Source organism: Agrobacterium sp. SOY23 (assembly GCF_027212525.1).
Lineage (GTDB): Bacteria > Pseudomonadota > Alphaproteobacteria > Rhizobiales > Rhizobiaceae > Agrobacterium > Agrobacterium tumefaciens_I.
On sequence record NZ_JAPWDT010000001.1, the window covers coordinates 543,390 to 560,154 of the forward strand.

The 16,765-nt window shown below is 60.4% G+C and carries 18 protein-coding genes; 10 read left to right on the plus strand and 8 right to left on the minus strand.

Annotated features, from left to right (window positions below; translation table 11 throughout):
• The first annotated feature begins 257 nt into the window (after positions 1-257).
• The 4 genes from O3S81_RS02580 to O3S81_RS02595 all read left to right on the plus strand — a co-directional run bounded on the left by O3S81_RS02580 (position 258) and on the right by O3S81_RS02595 (position 3,666).
• On the plus strand, positions 258-2,051 hold the full coding sequence (locus tag O3S81_RS02580; RefSeq protein WP_269340747.1) for an acetolactate synthase 3 large subunit: 1,794 nt from the start codon (positions 258-260) through the stop codon (positions 2,049-2,051).
• Between the two features lie 19 nt (positions 2,052-2,070).
• Positions 2,071-2,643 carry an acetolactate synthase small subunit gene (ilvN, locus tag O3S81_RS02585; RefSeq protein ID WP_003507555.1) on the plus strand — a complete coding sequence of 191 codons (573 nt, stop codon included), beginning with the start codon at positions 2,071-2,073 and terminating at the stop codon, positions 2,641-2,643.
• Positions 2,644-2,771: 128 nt separating this feature from the next.
• Entirely contained in the window at positions 2,772-3,140 is a 369-nt protein-coding gene (locus tag O3S81_RS02590; protein ID WP_269340751.1) for an ArsR/SmtB family transcription factor, read from the plus strand.
• On the plus strand, positions 3,133-3,666 hold the full coding sequence (locus tag O3S81_RS02595; RefSeq protein ID WP_269340753.1) for an SRPBCC family protein: 534 nt from the start codon (positions 3,133-3,135) through the stop codon (positions 3,664-3,666). Before O3S81_RS02590 ends, O3S81_RS02595 begins: the two co-directional genes overlap by 8 nt.
• A 134-nt stretch (positions 3,667-3,800) precedes the next feature.
• On the opposite strand, the gene O3S81_RS02600 is transcribed toward O3S81_RS02595, so the two are convergent.
• Positions 3,801-4,646 (minus strand): aldo/keto reductase, encoded by an 846-nt coding sequence (locus O3S81_RS02600; protein WP_269340754.1) that lies wholly within the window; start codon positions 4,644-4,646, stop codon positions 3,801-3,803.
• A gap of 164 nt (positions 4,647-4,810) precedes the next feature.
• On the opposite strand from O3S81_RS02600, the gene O3S81_RS02605 reads away from it, so the two are divergent.
• On the plus strand, positions 4,811-5,404 hold the full coding sequence (locus O3S81_RS02605; RefSeq protein WP_269340756.1) for a LysE family translocator: 594 nt from the start codon (positions 4,811-4,813) through the stop codon (positions 5,402-5,404).
• Between the two features lie 104 nt (positions 5,405-5,508).
• Here O3S81_RS02605 and O3S81_RS02610 read toward each other — a convergent pair whose 3' ends face one another.
• From O3S81_RS02610 to O3S81_RS02630, 5 genes are all read right to left on the minus strand, one after another.
• Entirely contained in the window at positions 5,509-6,297 is a 789-nt protein-coding gene (locus O3S81_RS02610; protein WP_269340758.1) for an anti-sigma factor family protein, read from the minus strand.
• Positions 6,294-6,851 (minus strand): RNA polymerase sigma factor, encoded by a 558-nt coding sequence (locus O3S81_RS02615; RefSeq protein ID WP_269340760.1) that lies wholly within the window; start codon positions 6,849-6,851, stop codon positions 6,294-6,296. Before O3S81_RS02615 ends, O3S81_RS02610 begins: the two co-directional genes overlap by 4 nt.
• Positions 6,835-7,215 (minus strand): COG4315 family predicted lipoprotein, encoded by a 381-nt coding sequence (locus O3S81_RS02620; protein ID WP_442864853.1) that lies wholly within the window; start codon positions 7,213-7,215, stop codon positions 6,835-6,837. The genes O3S81_RS02615 and O3S81_RS02620 overlap by 17 nt, the downstream gene beginning before the upstream one ends.
• A gap of 211 nt (positions 7,216-7,426) precedes the next feature.
• Positions 7,427-7,909 (minus strand): DUF2269 family protein, encoded by a 483-nt coding sequence (locus O3S81_RS02625; RefSeq protein WP_269340763.1) that lies wholly within the window; start codon positions 7,907-7,909, stop codon positions 7,427-7,429.
• Positions 7,909-9,195 (minus strand): SDR family oxidoreductase, encoded by a 1,287-nt coding sequence (locus tag O3S81_RS02630; protein ID WP_269340764.1) that lies wholly within the window; start codon positions 9,193-9,195, stop codon positions 7,909-7,911. Before O3S81_RS02630 ends, O3S81_RS02625 begins: the two co-directional genes overlap by 1 nt.
• A 124-nt stretch (positions 9,196-9,319) precedes the next feature.
• On the opposite strand from O3S81_RS02630, the gene O3S81_RS02635 reads away from it, so the two are divergent.
• A complete protein-coding gene (locus O3S81_RS02635; RefSeq protein WP_144577439.1) occupies positions 9,320-10,447 on the plus strand; it encodes an ATP-dependent DNA helicase in 1,128 nt (375 codons plus the stop codon).
• On the opposite strand, the gene O3S81_RS02640 is transcribed toward O3S81_RS02635, so the two are convergent.
• Entirely contained in the window at positions 10,448-11,143 is a 696-nt protein-coding gene (locus O3S81_RS02640; RefSeq protein WP_269340765.1) for a MerR family transcriptional regulator, read from the minus strand. It lies immediately after the preceding gene.
• Between the two features lie 234 nt (positions 11,144-11,377).
• On the opposite strand from O3S81_RS02640, the gene O3S81_RS02645 reads away from it, so the two are divergent.
• Positions 11,378-12,133, plus strand: a complete 756-nt coding sequence (locus tag O3S81_RS02645) for a pyridoxine 5'-phosphate synthase (protein ID WP_269340766.1) — start codon at positions 11,378-11,380, stop codon at positions 12,131-12,133.
• A 72-nt stretch (positions 12,134-12,205) separates the two neighbouring features.
• Complete coding sequence (locus O3S81_RS02650; protein WP_269340767.1) at positions 12,206-13,471, plus strand: NAD(P)/FAD-dependent oxidoreductase; 1,266 nt, start codon at positions 12,206-12,208, stop codon at positions 13,469-13,471.
• 66 nt (positions 13,472-13,537) lie between these two features.
• Here O3S81_RS02650 and O3S81_RS02655 read toward each other — a convergent pair whose 3' ends face one another.
• The gene (locus tag O3S81_RS02655) at positions 13,538-14,584 is read right to left on the minus strand and encodes an NAD(P)-dependent alcohol dehydrogenase (RefSeq protein WP_269340768.1); all 1,047 of its coding nucleotides are present in this window, start codon (positions 14,582-14,584) and stop codon (positions 13,538-13,540) included.
• A gap of 189 nt (positions 14,585-14,773) precedes the next feature.
• Between O3S81_RS02655 and O3S81_RS02660 the strand changes: the two genes are divergently transcribed.
• Together O3S81_RS02660 and O3S81_RS02665 are read left to right on the plus strand one after the other, a co-directional pair.
• Positions 14,774-15,679 (plus strand): AraC family transcriptional regulator, encoded by a 906-nt coding sequence (locus tag O3S81_RS02660; protein ID WP_269340769.1) that lies wholly within the window; start codon positions 14,774-14,776, stop codon positions 15,677-15,679.
• Positions 15,680-16,070: 391 nt separating this feature from the next.
• Positions 16,071-16,724 carry a TetR/AcrR family transcriptional regulator gene (locus O3S81_RS02665; protein ID WP_003507581.1) on the plus strand — a complete coding sequence of 218 codons (654 nt, stop codon included), beginning with the start codon at positions 16,071-16,073 and terminating at the stop codon, positions 16,722-16,724.
• The last annotated feature ends 41 nt before the right edge of the window (positions 16,725-16,765 follow it).

Below are 16,765 nucleotides of genomic sequence, written 5' to 3' on the forward strand. Positions count from 1 at the left end.
CGGGTAATAAAAGAAGGCCGGGCGGATTTTTTCCTGCAATATGCGTTGACGGCTGGGGCTTTTGTAGCTAACACTCCGGCCCATGAAAAATCTTAACGTACTTATCGTGGTGGGACGGCGCATGGGCAGGATGGTGTAACCATCCGGCGAAAGCACCCATGCGCTGAACGAGGCTCCTCTAGGGGCCTTTTTTTATGTCTTCAAACAGGCCCTCGGGCTCCTCGATATCCAAAGCCAAAGCGGGATGGAAACAGGCAATGACGGATAAGGACAATACGGAAAACAGCAATCGCATGACAGGTGCGGAGATCGTTCTGCAGGCGCTGAAGGACAATGGCGTCGAGCACATCTTCGGTTATCCGGGCGGTGCCGTACTTCCGATCTATGACGAGATTTTCCAGCAGGAAGACATCCAGCACATTCTCGTGCGCCATGAGCAGGGCGCCGGCCATGCGGCTGAAGGTTATGCCCGCTCCACCGGCAAGGTCGGCGTGATGCTCGTCACCTCCGGTCCTGGTGCGACGAATGCGGTCACCCCGCTGCAGGATGCGCTGATGGATTCCATTCCGCTCGTCTGCCTGTCCGGCCAGGTTCCGACATCGCTGATCGGTTCCGACGCGTTCCAGGAATGCGACACCGTCGGCATCACACGCCCCTGCACCAAGCACAACTGGCTGGTCAAGGACGTCAACGAGCTGGCCGGCATCATCCATGAGGCCTTCCGCATTGCGCAGACCGGCCGTCCCGGTCCCGTCGTTGTCGATATTCCGAAGGACATCCAGTTCGCCACCGGCACCTACACGCCGCCCTCCGCTGCCATCCAGCAGAAGAGCTACAAGCCGAAGGTCCAGGGCGATCTCAACGCCATTCACGCCGCCATCGAGCTGATGTCGAAGGCGAAAAAGCCCGTCTTCTATACCGGCGGCGGCGTTATCAATTCCGGCCCGGAGGCAACCCGCCTGCTGCGCGAACTGGTCGAGCTGACCGGCTTCCCGATCACCTCGACGCTGATGGGTCTTGGTGCCTATCCGGCTTCCGGCAAGAACTGGCTCGGCATGCTGGGCATGCACGGTTCTTACGAAGCCAATATGACGATGCATGATTGCGATGTCATGGTCTGCGTCGGCGCGCGTTTCGACGACCGTATTACCGGTCGCATCAATGCGTTTTCGCCGAATTCCAAGAAGATCCACATCGACATCGACCCGTCCTCGATCAACAAGACCGTTCGTGTCGACGTTCCTGTTATCGGCGATGTCAGCCATGTTCTGGAAGATATGGTTCGCCTGTGGCGCGCTCTGCCGAAGAAGCCGGAAAAAGCACAGACGGCCGACTGGTGGTTGCAGATCGAGCGCTGGCGCGCCCGTAATTCCTTCGCCTACAAGAACTCCAACGATGTCATCATGCCGCAATATGCCTTGCAGCGGCTTTATGAGGCCTCGAAGGGCCGCGACACCTACATCACCACCGAAGTTGGCCAGCACCAGATGTGGGCGGCGCAGTTCTTTGGCTTCGAGGAGCCGAACCACTGGATGACCTCGGGCGGCCTCGGCACCATGGGTTATGGCCTGCCGGCGGCTATCGGCGTACAGGTTGCGCATCCCGAAGCGCTGGTCATCGACATTGCCGGTGACGCCTCGATCCAGATGTGCATTCAGGAAATGTCCTGCGCCATCCAGTACGGTCTGCCGGTGAAGATCTTCATCCTCAACAACCAGTATATGGGTATGGTGCGGCAGTGGCAGCAGTTGCTGCATGGCAACCGCCTGTCCAACTCCTATACCGAAGCCATGCCCGACTTCGTCAAGCTGGCGGAAGCCTATGGCGCGGTCGGCATGTATTGCGATGATCCGAAGGAACTGGACGACAAGATCGCCGAGATGATCGCGGTCAACAAGCCGGTCATCTTCGATTGCCGTGTCGCCAATCTTGCCAATTGCTTCCCGATGATCCCGTCTGGTAAAGCCCATAACGAGATGCTGTTGCCGGATGAGGCGACGGATGAAGCTGTTGCCAACGCCATTGACGCCAAGGGCCGTCAGCTAGTCTGAGCCGGGAGAGGAAAAGGACATGAACGCACACCTACAACCCACCGGCTCCGCCTATTTCATCCAGAAGGAAACGGCTGCCGTCGAAAATCACACGCTGTCGGTTCTCGTCAGCAACGAGCCGGGCGTTCTCGCCCGGGTCATCGGCCTGTTTTCCGGCCGTGGCTACAACATCGAAAGCCTGACGGTTTCGGAAACGGAACATGAGGCGCATCTGTCGCGCATCACCATCGTCACGCGCGGCACGCCGATCGTGCTGGAGCAGATCAAGGCGCAGCTGGAACGTATCGTGCCCGTGCACCGGGTTCTCGACCTTACCGTCCGCGCCCGCGAACTGGGGCAGGAGCGGCCGATCGAGCGCGAAGTGGCGCTCATCAAGGTTGCCGGCACGGGCGAAGTCCGCGCCGAGGCACTGCGCCTTGCCGATGCATTTCAGGCCAAGGTGGTGGATGCGACGGTGGAGCATTTCATCTTCGAGATCACCGGCAAGTCATCCAAGATCGACCAGTTCGTGGCGATCATCAAACCGCTCGGCCTGATCGAAATCTGCCGCACGGGCATTGCCGCCATGAACCGCGGTTCGCAGGGGATGTAGTCTCCGCCTCCAAAGCGTAACCTTCAATAAAGCCCGCGGTTCGCCGCGGGTTTTTTTATGGAATCCGCCCGGGATCAATATTCAACCATATGGTTGACATTCCGCGGCGGCGAGTTATATTCAACAACATGGTTGAATTATCCGCTTCACATCTCGACACCGTCTTTCATGCCCTTGGCGACGCAACGCGACGCACGATGCTGCGTGATCTTTCCCGTGGTGAGCGCACGGTGAGCCAGTTGGCTCAACCCTTCGACATATCGCTTGCTGCGGCCTCGAAACACATCAAGGCGCTGGAAAATGCGGGGCTTATCCACCGTGAGGTGAGGGGGCGAACCCATGTCTGCCGTCTTGCGCCGGAGCCGTTGGCGGAGGCGCATGAATGGCTGGATTTCTACCGGCGGTTCTGGGGCAATCGCCTCGATATTCTTGAGCAGATGCTCAGGGAGGAAGATCAGGGAAAAATCCCTGCAGATGGAGGAAATGACAATGGCTGATATCGCAATGCCTGACACCTATGGCCGTCTCGTAGAGCCCACGACCCTGAAGATCGAGCGGCTGTTGCCCGGACCGATCGAGCGGGTCTGGGCCTATCTGACCCAAAGCGAGCTTCGCCGCCGCTGGCTGGCTTCCGGCGAAATGCGGCTTGCGCCGGATGCGCCCTTCGAACTGGTCTGGCGCAACGACGAGCTTTCCGATCCGCCGGGCCATCGCCCGGAAGGTTTTTCCGAAGAACACCGGATGGCCTCGCGCATCATCACGGTTGTTCCGCCGCATCGGCTCGTCTTCACCTGGGGCGAGGGGGCGGAGGTGTCGATCGAGCTTCAGGCTCTGGGCAAGGAAGTGCTTCTGACGCTCATTCACCGCCGGCTGGCCGAGCGGACAACCAGGCTCAATGTCAGCGCCGGCTGGCACGTGCATCTCGATATTCTTGCTGCCCGCCTTCAGGAAAAGGAACCGGGACCTTTCTGGGATACATGGCTGGCGCTGAAAGAGGAATACGAGCCCCGCATACCGTCATGAAACCGCCACTGGCTATCTGACCGACGGCGCGGCTTGCCGCGCCGTTATCGCGGTTCCGATGGCGGTCGTTTCTCACATTCCGATTCAACCGCTTCAGCGCCTGATTCCGAAATGTCTCTTAACGTCCTGTTCCGTCAGAGCATTTCCAAAGCCGTCTTGCGCGTCGGCGGCGGGAAGGCGACGTCGAGGGCGGTCCAGTCTTCCTCGGTTATTTCAAGATCGGTGGCGCCGCGATTTTCCTCGATACGGGATACGCTGGCGGATTTCGGAATGGCGATGACTCCGTCCCTGTCCAGCAGAAAGGCCAGGGCCAGCTGCGCCGGGGTTGCCTGATAGGCCTTGGCGATGCGGATGAGTTCGTGGTTCTTCAGGATACGACCCTGCTCGATGGGGGAATAGGCCATTAGCGGCACGCCGTGCTCCTGGCACCAGGGCAGAAGGGAAAATTCCGGTCCGCGCCGGGAGAGGTTGTAGAGCACCTGATTGGCGGCGCAGTTTTTACCTTCGGGAACGGCGAAAAGCTCCTCCATGTCGTCAGTATCGAAATTGGAGACACCCCAGTTGCCGATCTTGCCGTCGCTCTTCAGCCTTTCGAAGGCGGCCACGGTTTCCGCAAGCGGGTGCTCGCCGCGCCAGTGCAGCAGATAGAGATCGATATGGCCGGTGCCGAGCCGTGCAAGGCTGCGCTCGCAGGCCTCCGCCGTGCCTCTCGCGCCGGCATTCCACGGATAGACCTTGCTCACCAGAAACACCTCGTCGCGGCGGCCGGCGATTGCCGTGCCGACCACCTCTTCCGAGCGGCCATCGGCATACATTTCCGCCGTGTCGATCAATGTCATGCCGAGATCGATCGCCTTGCGGATGCTTTCAACCTCGTGGCCCGCCGATGATCTCGTCTCGCCCATGTTCCAGGTGCCAAGGCCGAGGGCTGGAACTTCTTTTCCGGAGGGCAGGGTGACGGAAGGAATATCCTCATGCATGGTTTTGCTCCAGCGGTTGTCGATTGGACAATAGTCCTTTGTGCCGACTTCTCAAACCCACGGCGGAAACGATTGATCCATCAAAAAATTTGACCTCGCCCATCGGTGCGTCGGGATGGTTCGATGGCCGGGCGGCGGATAGGGTTCGTGCTCAAGGAGAGATCATGACCATCGAAACCTTCGCCGCGCTGGTGCTGTTTGCCTTCACCACCTCCATCACGCCCGGCCCCAACAACATGATGCTGTTTGCTTCCGGTGTGAATTTCGGTTTCCGCCGCACCATCCCGCATATGCTGGGCATTGGCGCCGGGTTTCTGTCGCTGCTGATCGGGGTGGGATTTGGCCTTGGTGCATTGCTGCATTCCGTGCCTGCGCTTTATACGGGGCTGAAATTCGCGGGCGGGCTTTATCTCGTCTGGATTGCGTGGAAGATCGCGACGTCGCGCAGCCTCAGCGAAGGTTCGGCCGCATCCGAGCCGATGAGTTTCCTTGCCGCTGCCGCCTTTCAATGGGTCAACCCCAAGGCCTGGGTGATGGCGGTGACGGCGATGGCGACCTATACGGATGAGGGGCAATATTTCCTCACCGTTCTCGTCGTCGGCCTGGCCTTTGCAGCCGTCAATCTTCCCAGCGTTTCCACCTGGGCGGGCTTCGGCTCCGCCCTTCGGGATTGGCTGTCGGTACCCGTCCGGCTAAAATGGTTCAACATCAGCATGGCCGTGCTGCTGGTCATCAGCCTCTGGCCCATGCTGAAGTAGGCGTTCTCTTTCCCTCATTCCAGTGACGAGCGCAGGAATGAGGGCTTGAGATAAGTGAGAAATCCTTGCCCGTGCATCGTGGTCATACTTTTCAGTCCGACACTCTATGTCGGAAACTGCCGGTAACATTCCTCGGCGATTGCCTGCACCTCGTCCCGTGTCAGTTCAGCGGAAACGGCATAACCCAGTTCGTTGTCGATCCAGTAGAAGGTCTCGATGCCGTCGGCGCTCGCCATGCGGAAGCTGGTGGTGCGGTTTTCCTCGTTGTGACCGATCAGCACCGTCACCCGGCGACCGGTCTTGTCCTGATACATCAGCATCGCGCCCGGCTTGCCACTGACGGGAATGAGCCGACCGCCGACGAGGTCATATCCGATCTTCGAGAGATCAGGGATGGCGAAGGGATAACCCAGCCGCTTGCCGAGCCATGTCGCAAGATGCTGCTGTTCGCCGGCACCGACTTCGACGGGATGGCGCACCTCGCTTGCATAGATGAGATAGGCGGATTTCGCCTGTGCGGGAATATCCGTCGTCAGTGATGCCAGGGTCACGTCCTGCGGCGTGGAAAAGGACGTGGGCAGCAGCCTGCCGGCTGCACCGCCCGCAACGAAGATCAGCAAGGCCGCCGCCGTTTGCAGGAGAGCCGGTTTCAGCCGCCATGTGCGATCCCTCTTCTGCGGGCCGAGCATCGATGCGTCATGGGGATGCGCGGCGGCATAGGAGGCAAAGGCATTACGCAGAATGTCAGCCTGTTTTTTCCAGGCCTCCACCCGGCTCTGGTCTTCCGGTCTTTCAGCCAGCCAGGCCTCGACAGCCGCGCGATCATCGTCGGAGAGGAGCCCGTCGACATAGGCGTGCAGATCGTCTTCGGTTATGGCATCGGGCCGTTTCATCGTGGTCTCCGCAGGGGTATGATATTATCCGCCGCCAGATGCTGGCGAAGGGTTTCGCGGGCGCGGGACAGCCTGGACATGACGGTGCCGAGCGGGATCGCCAAGGTCGCGGCCGCCTCCTGATAGCTGTAACCTTCCACCGTCACCAGCATCAGCACCGCCCGCATATCCGGTGAAAGAAGTGCCAGCGCACCGTGCAGCCGGTCGTTCTCCAGCGTATCGGAGAGCGTATCCGTGACGGCGATGGTCTCATGGCCGTCGAGGCTTTCGGACGGATGACGTTTCTCGGCGCGATGGCGGTTGCGATAAAGATTCGTCATTATCGTGTAGGCCCATGTTTTCAAACCCGTTCCGCGCCATTGCCTTTTATTGGCAAGCGCCTTTTCCACGCAGTCCTGCAGAAGGTCCTCGCCATCGGCGTCGGAGCGGGAAAGGCTGCGGGAATAACGGCGCAGCATGGGTATCAGCGCCAGCATCTCCGCTTCGAAGCTGCCGGCTGCGGGGGAATGGCTCCCCCGCTTGTCGTCATTCATGCCATCATGGTTTTGCGGCATCCCATACACCGTTCACGCCTTCGCCGGTGGCATCGCCCTTCTTGGTATCCTTGACCCAATAATAGAGCGGCATGCCGTCCTTCGCCCACTGCATCTTGCCGTCCTTGCGCTTCACGAGGGAATAGGCGCCCTCGGCCTTGTCACTGGCGGCTGCGAAAAACGGCGGCCAGTTCACCGCGCATTTGTCGTAACAATTGGATACGCCCTTCTTGTCGTTCTTGAAAGTGTAGAGCGTCATGCCTTTTTCGCCCGCCAGCACATCGCCTTTGTCAGTCTTGACCGTTTCGACCGCAGGCGCGGCATAGGCCGTTCCGGCAAAAGCCAGAACGAGGGCGGGAACGATAAAGCGGATCTTCATGGACATATCCTCCTTGGTTCAGGCGGGCTCAAGCCGCCAACACATCAAGAGACACCGTTGCCCGGTGATTTATTCCCGTCTCGACAGAAAAAATGGCGCTTTATCCCGGTGGCGCTTTCGAGACCCGTAACGGCGAGAATGGCGCGCCCTTCGGTCCGCATATCAGCGGCTGATTTCCGATCCTCCACTCACGCCGTTCCTGACCGCCGTCATGCAGTCAGCCGAACAGGGGAATATCCGGCTTGTTGAGCATCAGCCAGATGATGCCGAGAACGGCGAAGAAGGCGGGGAAACCGCAGGCGAACCAGATGCGGTAAAGGCGGAACCATTGCGCCGGCAGGTCTTGTCCCTTGGTGGCGCAATCATGGGCGATATCCCGCAGCCGGATCTGGATCCAGACGACCGGCAGCCAGAAAATGCCGGTGAAGACATAAAGGCCAAGCGAAAGGGCGATCCAGCCTTCGCTGAGCGGCCAGCCGATGATGCGTGCGAGAAAATAGCCGGTCACCGGCTGGATGATTGCGGCCGTCGCGGTGAAGATCGTGTCGGCGATGACGACCGTACCCGCGACATGCGCGATCAGCGCCGGGTTTGCCGTTCGCCGCGCCATCACCATAAAAAAGGCGATGCCCGCGCCGGTGCCGAACAGCACCGTTGCGCCGATGACATGCGCAAGCCGCAACAGTTCCTCAAGCGTCATCAGCGTTCATCCAGGGTGGCAAGGGCAACGAGGATCAGGGCGAGGGAAGGCAGGACCTTGACGAGGGGGCCGAGCGGATCGAGCCACAGGCTCGGCTCTAGCAGAGTGCCACCCGTCAGATAGGCGCCGCTGACCAGCAGCATGCCGATAAGCGCCTTTCTGGCGAGTGGTCGCAGCAGGACGGTGACGCCGAGGGCTATATCGATGAGGCAGGTGGCGAGCGTGAGGGCGATGGCCGAAGCTTGGGGCATGAAGGGCAGAAAATGCGCCGCTGCTCCATGGATGTTCAGCAGCGGCACGAGGCCGGATAACAGCCAGAATAAAGACAGGCAGAGAATGACCAGCGGTTTCAGCAGATAGGATCTGGCAAACCACAGGTCCTGCACGCCGGAGGGGTGGGCGGCCAGCGTCTGTTTCAGGCTCCTGAGCGATGTCATCCCCGATTGCGCCTCACCCTCCGTGACGATGCCTTCCGACATGACCGTCATGGCGGTTGAACGGAGCGGCGAGCGCCAGCCGAGCGCGCCTGCGGCATCCGCCATCAGACTGACGGGGCGCATAAGGGCCGCCGGAAGGTTGATGACGGGAGCGGTGGGCAGGCCAAGCCATTGCCGGTGCGTGGTGACGACGTCCTGCAATGTCAGCGTTTCTTCCGCGGCGAGCTCGAGATCGCTGCCCGGCGGAATTTCACCATCAATGGTCGCGCAGACTGCTGACGCCACATCCTCGACCGCGACCGTTCGAACCGGCATTGCGCCATTGACGAGCGGCAGAACGAAAGGAAAGCCGGCAAGCGCGCGCACCAGCGCCGTGCCGCCATGGGCATTGCGCCCGACAACCAGCGCGGGGCGGAAGATGACGTAAGGCAGGCCGCTTGCGGTAAGCGCCTCATCGGCGCGGCGTTTGGTGGCGAGGAAGGGCAGGTCGGCTGCGGCTCCCGCCGTGCGGGCCGATATCTGGATCAGAATCCTGCCGCCCGCCTGTGCCGCCGCCTCGTAAAGCGCCAGCATGGCTTTTTCCTGTGTCGCCGCCAGATCGTCCGACAGGCCGTCCTGAAGCGCGCCGGCGCAATTGACGATGGCGTCGTGATCCCTGACCAGCGCGTCCCAGTCCGATGCGCGTGTCATGCGGGCGAGATCGGCGGAAACCCAGTTCGCAAAAGGCCATTTGTCTGTGGCGCGTGTAACGGAACGTGCAAGCCCGGTGACGACGTGGCCTTTGCCGTGAAGGCCACGCACAACCTCCGAGCCGATGAAACCTGATGCGCCGAGAATCAATATCTTCATGCGCGGCATGATAGCTGCCGCGGTTTAAAAACCAGCCGTGTTTTATTGCCGCATTCTCACCCGGCGATTCATCTTTCGTTCTTTTTCTGTTGCGCATCAGGCTCGAATCCTGCGATGAGGGCGCATGTTATTTTCACCGCAACAGGACGAAGCGCTCAAGGCTGTTTCCCGCTGGCTGAAGGAAGGCCGGACGCCGGTTTTCCGGCTGTTCGGTTATGCCGGAACCGGCAAGACGACGCTTGCCAAGCATTTTGCGGAAAATGTCGATGGCGAAGTGCTGTTTGCGGCCTTCACCGGCAAGGCCGCGCAGGTGCTGCGTTCGCGCGGGGCAACCAATGCCCGCACCATCCATTCGCTGATCTACCGCCCGCGCGGCGAAGAAACCGTCGAAGACGAGGAAACCGGCAAGACCTCGATCGCACCGATGTTTTCCATCAACCGCCAGAGCCCGCTCGCCAAGGCGGCGCTTATCATCATCGATGAATGTTCGATGGTGGACGAGCAGCTCGGCAAGGATCTGATGAGCTTCGGCACGCCGATCCTCGTGCTAGGCGATCCGGGGCAGCTGCCACCGGTTTCGGGTGGTGGCTTCTTCACCGAGCAGGAGCCGGACTATCTGCTGTCGGAAATTCACCGCCAGGCCAAGGACAATCCCATCATCCATCTGGCCATGGATGTGCGCGAAGGCCGCGAGATCATGCGCGGCGACTATGGCTCCGCGCAGGTGATTTCCAAATCCGAAGTGACGCAGTCGCTGGTGCTGGAGGCCGATCAGGTGCTGGTCGGCACCAATCGCACCCGCCGCCGCTATAATCAGCGGCTTCGCGAGCTGAAGGGTTTTTCCGCGGATTATCCGCAATCCGGCGACAAACTGGTCTGCCTGCGGAACGATCCGGCCAAGGGCCTGCTCAACGGCTCATTGTGGCAGGTGATGAGTTCTTCGCGCGAGACGGTGAAGCCCGGCATCAACCTGATGATCCGGCCCGAAGACGACGATATGGATCGCGGTGCCGCCAAGATCAAATTGCTGAAGGCGGCCTTCGAGGATGTGGAGACCGAAATTCCGTGGTCGACCCGCAAGCGCTACGACGAGTTCGATTTCGGTTATGCGCTGACCGTGCACAAGGCGCAGGGTTCGCAATGGAACAATGTGGTTCTCTTCGACGAGAGCTATGCCTTCCGGGATTCCCGCGAAAGGTGGCTTTACACCGCCATCACCCGCGCGGCGGAAACCCTGACGATCGTTCGTTGATCAGGCGCGGATAACGCCCAGCAGAACCGCCTTGGCGACCGCCTGAAAGCGGTTGCTGGCGTTGAACTTGCCTATGATCTTTGCCTCGAGGATGTTGAGATCGCCGCCTGAAAGGCCAAGGGCACGGGCAAGCCGCACCGGCGCATAACCCTCCGCCATCAGTTCCAGGCATTTGCGTTCTGTGTCGGTGAGGGCGATGTCCTTTGCCGGCGCCCGTTCGCTGCCATCCATGCCGTCCGCATCCGTCTCCGTCACCAGCAATTCCTCGATCTGCTGGGCCTGGCGCTGGAGCGTGGAAAGCTCGGCGGTCAATTCCCTCTTCCGCTGCCGCAGGGCGGCGTGGAATATGTCGTCCGCCTCTTCCTGCGAAAGCGAACGGACGAGTTTTTCCATGATCTCGGTAATCGCGGCGACGGAAATGCCCACTTCGCGACAGACGTTGATGACAGCCATGCGCTGTACGTTGCGATGGGTATAAACGCGCATCTGGCCGATACGCTTTGAGGTCAGCAGCGCTTTTTCCTCGTAAAAATGCAGTGTTCGGTGGGTTACCCCGAAGATATTGGCCATGTCAGCGATGGGGACCGGTTCGGCGGGCAGGGAGGAAGGCAGGCTCACATCCGGTAGAAAGATGCTGATCCTTAGATTGGGTTTGTCCTCGTCGCCGTGTTCAAACGGCATCCTGCCATCCTGCATCGTCTCCCCCTTCACGCTTTTTGACAGTGTGCCTGCTTCTTATGGCATCCGTTACTTGTTCCCCTGTCACGGGCCTGTCTTCTGATCTAGACATCATGCCAAACGCAGCAAAAAACCATAACGTGTATTGCCTGCTTTCGTTCCCGCACCTTTAAAAAATTTTATCGGCCTCCTTGCGGTCGGCGTCAACCTGCGTGAAACAAGGTGTCAATTCCGAACCGGAGCTCCGATGCCATGCCTGCAAAACTTTCCGTCAATTTGAACGCAATTGCCATGTTACGCAACCGCCGCGATCTTCCCTGGCCGGATGTCGCGCATTTCGGGCAAATTGCGCTCTCGGCGGGTGCAAGCGGGCTGACTGTACACCCTCGGCCCGACCAGCGCCACATCCGCTTTTCGGACCTGCCGGTGCTGCGGGCGCTGATCGATGACCGTTTCCCCGGCGCGGAATTCAACATCGAAGGTTATCCGACCGAGGATTTTCTGGTCCTTTGTGAAAAGACGCAGCCGGAACAGGTGACGCTGGTGCCGGATGATCCGTCGCAGGCGACCTCCGACCATGGCTGGGATTTCTGCAAACATGCCGTTTTCCTGAAGGACGTCGTTGGACGCCTGAAGGCCGGCGGCATGCGCGTTTCGCTGTTTGCCGATGGCGACGGGGAACGCGAGCCCGTGGAACTGGCAGCCGAGACGGGGGCTGCCCGCATCGAGCTTTATACCGGCCCTTATGGTGGCTGTTTTGACGATCCGCAAAAGGCTGACGTGCTTGTCGAGAAGCTGGGGCAGACGGCGGATCATGCCGCCGCACTCGGGCTTGCGGTCAATGCCGGCCATGATCTGACGGTGGCGAACCTGCCCAGGCTGATGAAACGTATTCCCAATCTTGCCGAAGTCTCGATCGGCCACGGGCTGACGGCGGATGCGCTGGAATATGGCATGGCTGAAACAGTCCGGCGTTTTTGTCAGGCCTGCGGTCAGCCTAATTCATAACCAAAGTCAATTTTTTCACCTATGCTCTGCCTTGCGCATGCTCCGTGCGCAGATTTTGGAAGGCAGAGACATATGCAAGAACATCATGTTGTCGTCGTGGGTGGAGGCTTCGGCGGTTTGCAACTGGTTCACGGGCTGGAGGGGGCCCCTGTCCGCATCACATTGATCGATCGTCGCAACCATCACCTGTTCCAGCCCCTGCTGTATCAGGTTGCGACGACGGCGCTGGCGACATCCGAAATCGCCTGGCCGATCCGCCATCTTTACCGCGACCGCAAGGAGGTGACGACCCTGCTTGCGGAGGTGACCGGTGTGGACCGGGTGGCGAGAACCGTGCATCTCAACACCGGCGAGAGCATCGGCTTCGATACGCTGGTACTGGCCACCGGCGCGCGCCACGCCTATTTCGGTCGCGACGAGTGGGAGCGTTCCGCCCCCGGCCTCAAGACGCTGGAAGATGCAACGACGATCCGCCGCCGCCTGCTTCTGGCCTTTGAAAGAGCCGAACTCGCCACCAGTGAAGAGGAACGGCAGGCGCTTCTCACCTTCGTCATCATCGGCGCGGGCCCGACGGGCGTGGAAATGGCGGGCATGATCGCCGAACTGGCCCACAAGGCGTTGCCGGCGGAATTTCGCAATGTCGATACCACAAAGACCCGTGTTCTGCTTGTCGAGGCCGGCCCTCGTGTCCTGCCGGTCTTTACGGAGGATCTTTCGACCTATGCCAAAGAAGCGCTTGAGAAGCTTGGCGTCGAGGTTCTGCTCGGCACGCCGGTGACGGCCTGCAACGATGAGGGTGTGACGGTGGGCGAGACCTATTATCCCTGCCGCACCGTCGTCTGGGCCGCCGGTGTGCAGGCCTCTCCCGCCGCGAAGTGGCTGAATGCCGCTGGCGACAGGGCCGGGCGTGTCATCGTCGGGCCGCAGCTTCATCTCGAAGACGATGCTGATATCTTCGTCATCGGCGATACCGCCGCCGTCAATCAGGAAAACGGCAAGCCGGTGCCGGGCATCGCGCCCGCGGCAAAGCAGCAGGGCGCTTATGTGGCGAAGGTCATCAAGGCGCGGCTGGAGGGCAAGCCGTCGCCGGCACCCTTCCGCTACAGCCATCAGGGTAATCTCGCCACCATCGGCAAACGCGCGGCGGTGATCGATTTTGGTCGGTTCAAGCTGAAGGGCGTGCTGGCGTGGTGGATATGGGGGCTTGCCCATATCTACTTTCTGATCGGAACGCGCTCGCGGCTGGCCGTGGCGTGGAGCTGGCTGTGGATTTATCTGAGCGGCCAGCACAGCGCGCGGCTGATTACCCAGAAAGAGACGCTGAAGGACGAGGCCTGAAGTAACAAAGAAAAGAGCGGGAAGCATGGCTTCCCGCCCTCGTTTATTTGGTCGTCTCTGCGCGTATCAGGCGTCGAGCGAGGCCATGTCGATGACGAAGCGGTAACGCACGTCGCTCTTCAGCACGCGCTCATAGGCTTCGTTGACGTCCTTGATGTCGATCTTTTCGATTTCCGAAACGATGTCGTGCTTGCCGCAGAAATCTAGCATTTCCTGGGTTTCCTTGATCGAGCCGATCATCGAACCGGCGAGCGAACGGCGGGCGGGAATGACCGAGAATGCGTGGACCGGGATCGCATGTTCCGGCACGCCGAGTAGAACCATCGTGCCATTGACCTTCAGCAGGTTGAGATAGGCATTCCAGTCGATTTCGGCGGAAACGGTGCACAGAATCAGATCGAAGGTGCCTGCGAGCTTCTCGAAGGTCGAGGCGTCGCTGGTGGCGTAATATTCCTTCGCGCCGAGCTTGAGGCCGTCTTCCTTCTTCGACAGCGTCTGCGAGAGAACGGTGATATCAGCACCCATGGCCGTACCGATCTTCACGCCCATATGGCCAAGGCCACCCATGCCGAGGATCGCGACCTTCTTGCCGGGGCCGGCATTCCAGTGGCGTAGCGGCGAATAGAGCGTGATGCCGGCGCAGAGAAGCGGCGCGGAGGCATCGAGCGGAAGGTTGTCCGGGATGGACAGGACGTAGTATTCCCTGACGACGATATGGTCGGAATAACCGCCCTGCGTCGCGGTCTTGCCATCGCGCTCTACTGAATTGTAGGTCTGCACGAGGCCCGGCAGGTACTGCTCGTTATCGACATCGCGCGTGGCGCAGCCGACGCAGGAATCGACGAAGCAGCCGACGCCGACATGGTCGCCGACCTTGAATCGGGTGACCTTGGAGCCGACGGCCCGCACGACACCGGCGATTTCGTGGCCCGGCACGATCGGGTAAACGGCATTGTGCCATTCGTTGCGGACGGTGTGGATGTCCGAGTGGCAGATGCCGGCATATTTGATATCGATGACGACATCGTCATCATTCGGCTCGCGGCGTTCGAAGGTGAACGGGGTAAGCGGCGTCGACGCGTCGGTCGCAGCGTAACCTCTTGCAATAGCCATCTGAATATCCTTTCGGGAGTTGGGGACGGCGGAATATGCAATGGAAGCGTCAAGGGGCGTTAGAGCGATCCTCCGAGCTTCTTGCACGATCCTGCAAAAAATACCCGCGTGCTCTTTGCGGATGGCGGGCGGCCTTCTAGATAAGAGACATCCAATATGTCTCTTCCTTCAGCCAGGGGATTTTCCCTCATGTCCTTGCCGTTCAATGTCTATCAGGAGATCGCTTCCATCGCCGCGCGGCACGCCACCCAGGACGGTGAGGTGCGCACGGCGATCGAATCCCTCGGCATCAGTCGGCGCACGATACCCAGCGCGCCGTGCCACGGCAGCTACCGTCCCTCTCTCGCACTCGTGATCCAGGGCTCGAAAAGCGTTCAGCTGGGTACGGACACCATCAATTACGGCGCCGGTGACTATCTCCTGACCTCGCTTGACCTGCCGGTTGCCTGGCGGGTGGTGGAGGCGAGCAGGGAGGTGCCGCACTTCTGCATCGCCCTTGCCATAGACAGTGAAAAGCTGCTCGATCTTATGAGCCGCGTACCGATTGATCCACCTTCGGAGCCGGCGAATGGGCAGCGCGGCATCGTCGTTAACAAGGCCACACCGGAGCTTCTCGATGCGGCCATCCGGCTTCTGCGCTTGCTCGATCGTCCAGCCGACATTGCCGCCATGGCGCCGCTGATCGAGCAGGAAATCCTTTATCGCATCCTGACCGGACCGGCCGGCGGGCAGCTGATGAACATCATCGCAGCAGGCAGCCATGGCAACCGCATCGCCCGCGCCATCGCCTGGCTGCGCGAGAATTTTGCGCGCCAATTGCGTATCGAAGAGCTGGCCGAGCAGATCGGCATGAGCGTTTCGTCCTTCCACCATCATTTCAAGACGATCACGGCCATGACGCCGGTTCAATATCAGAAGCAGCTGCGCCTGCATGAGGCGCGCCGGCTGATGCTTGCGGAGCGGCTGGATGCGGGTACCGCCGGACATCGTGTCGGTTACCAGAGCCCGTCGCAGTTCAGCCGTGAATATAGCCGGTTTTATGGGTTGTCGCCGTCGCGTGATGTGGATGCATCGCGTGAAATTGCGGCGGGGTAGATGTCCATTCAAGGCGGAGCGGTGGCGCGTGGGGCTTACCCCCCTCTGCCCTGCCGGGCATCTCCCCCACAAGGAGGGAGATCGGCAAGCAGCTTTGGCCCTGCTTCATTCTCTGTCCTCGAGATGGGCGAAGCGTAGCGGCATATCGATCTCCCCACCTGTGGGGGAGATGCCCGACAGGGCAGAGGGGGTAAGCCCCACGCGCCATCGCTCCGTTATCAACGCACAACCGCCTAAAGAACCCTACCACGCTTCCATCCCCAATACGCCGCACCGCGTCAATTCTCATCTCCCTTTAAAGAATCCGCTTGACGCCCAAGCTGCCTCCGCTTAAATGGCGCTCGAACCGTACCGTACGGTACATTAATCAAGCCCCTGGAGTGGAAAAGACTTGGCTTCCGACCCGATCACAGCGCAGGAATTTTCGCCGCGCCAGAACGCCGTTCTGGACCAGGCATTGCGTCTATTGGTCGAGGGCGGGGAGAAAGCGCTCACCACATCCGGGCTGGCGCGCGCCGCCAACTGTTCCAAGGAAAGCCTCTATAAGTGGTTCGGCGATCGCGACGGCCTGCTGGCGGCGATGATCACCTTCCAGCAGAGCAAGGTCCGCACCTTCGAAAAGGCGGGTGACCGTGTTTCTGCGCCGCAGCTTGCTGATCACCTCGAGGTTTTCGCGCATGATCTGCTGGACGTGCTGGCGGGCGATGTGTCGCTGGCGCTCAATCGTCTCGCCATCGGGCAGGCGAGCCGGGATGGTTCGAAGCTTGGCGATCTGCTGCTGGAACGCGGCCGTCGCCAGATCGATCGCCGCGCCCGCGGACTGATCGAGGCGGGTCGCCGTTCCGGCTACCTGCGTTTCGATGACGCCGAAGAGGCGTATCGCAGTTTTTACGGCCTCATCGTTTCGGATCTGCATGTGCGCATGCTGCTGGGCGAGGCGCCGGACAAGGATTTTTCCGCCCGGGCAAAGAAGGCGGTCGTCGCCTTTCTGACGCTCTACGGGACGGAAAAGGTACATTCGGAACTCAGCGGCAAGCCCGCCTGAGTTTCCGGTTCAGACAACCGAGAGACAAGCATTAGGGAAGG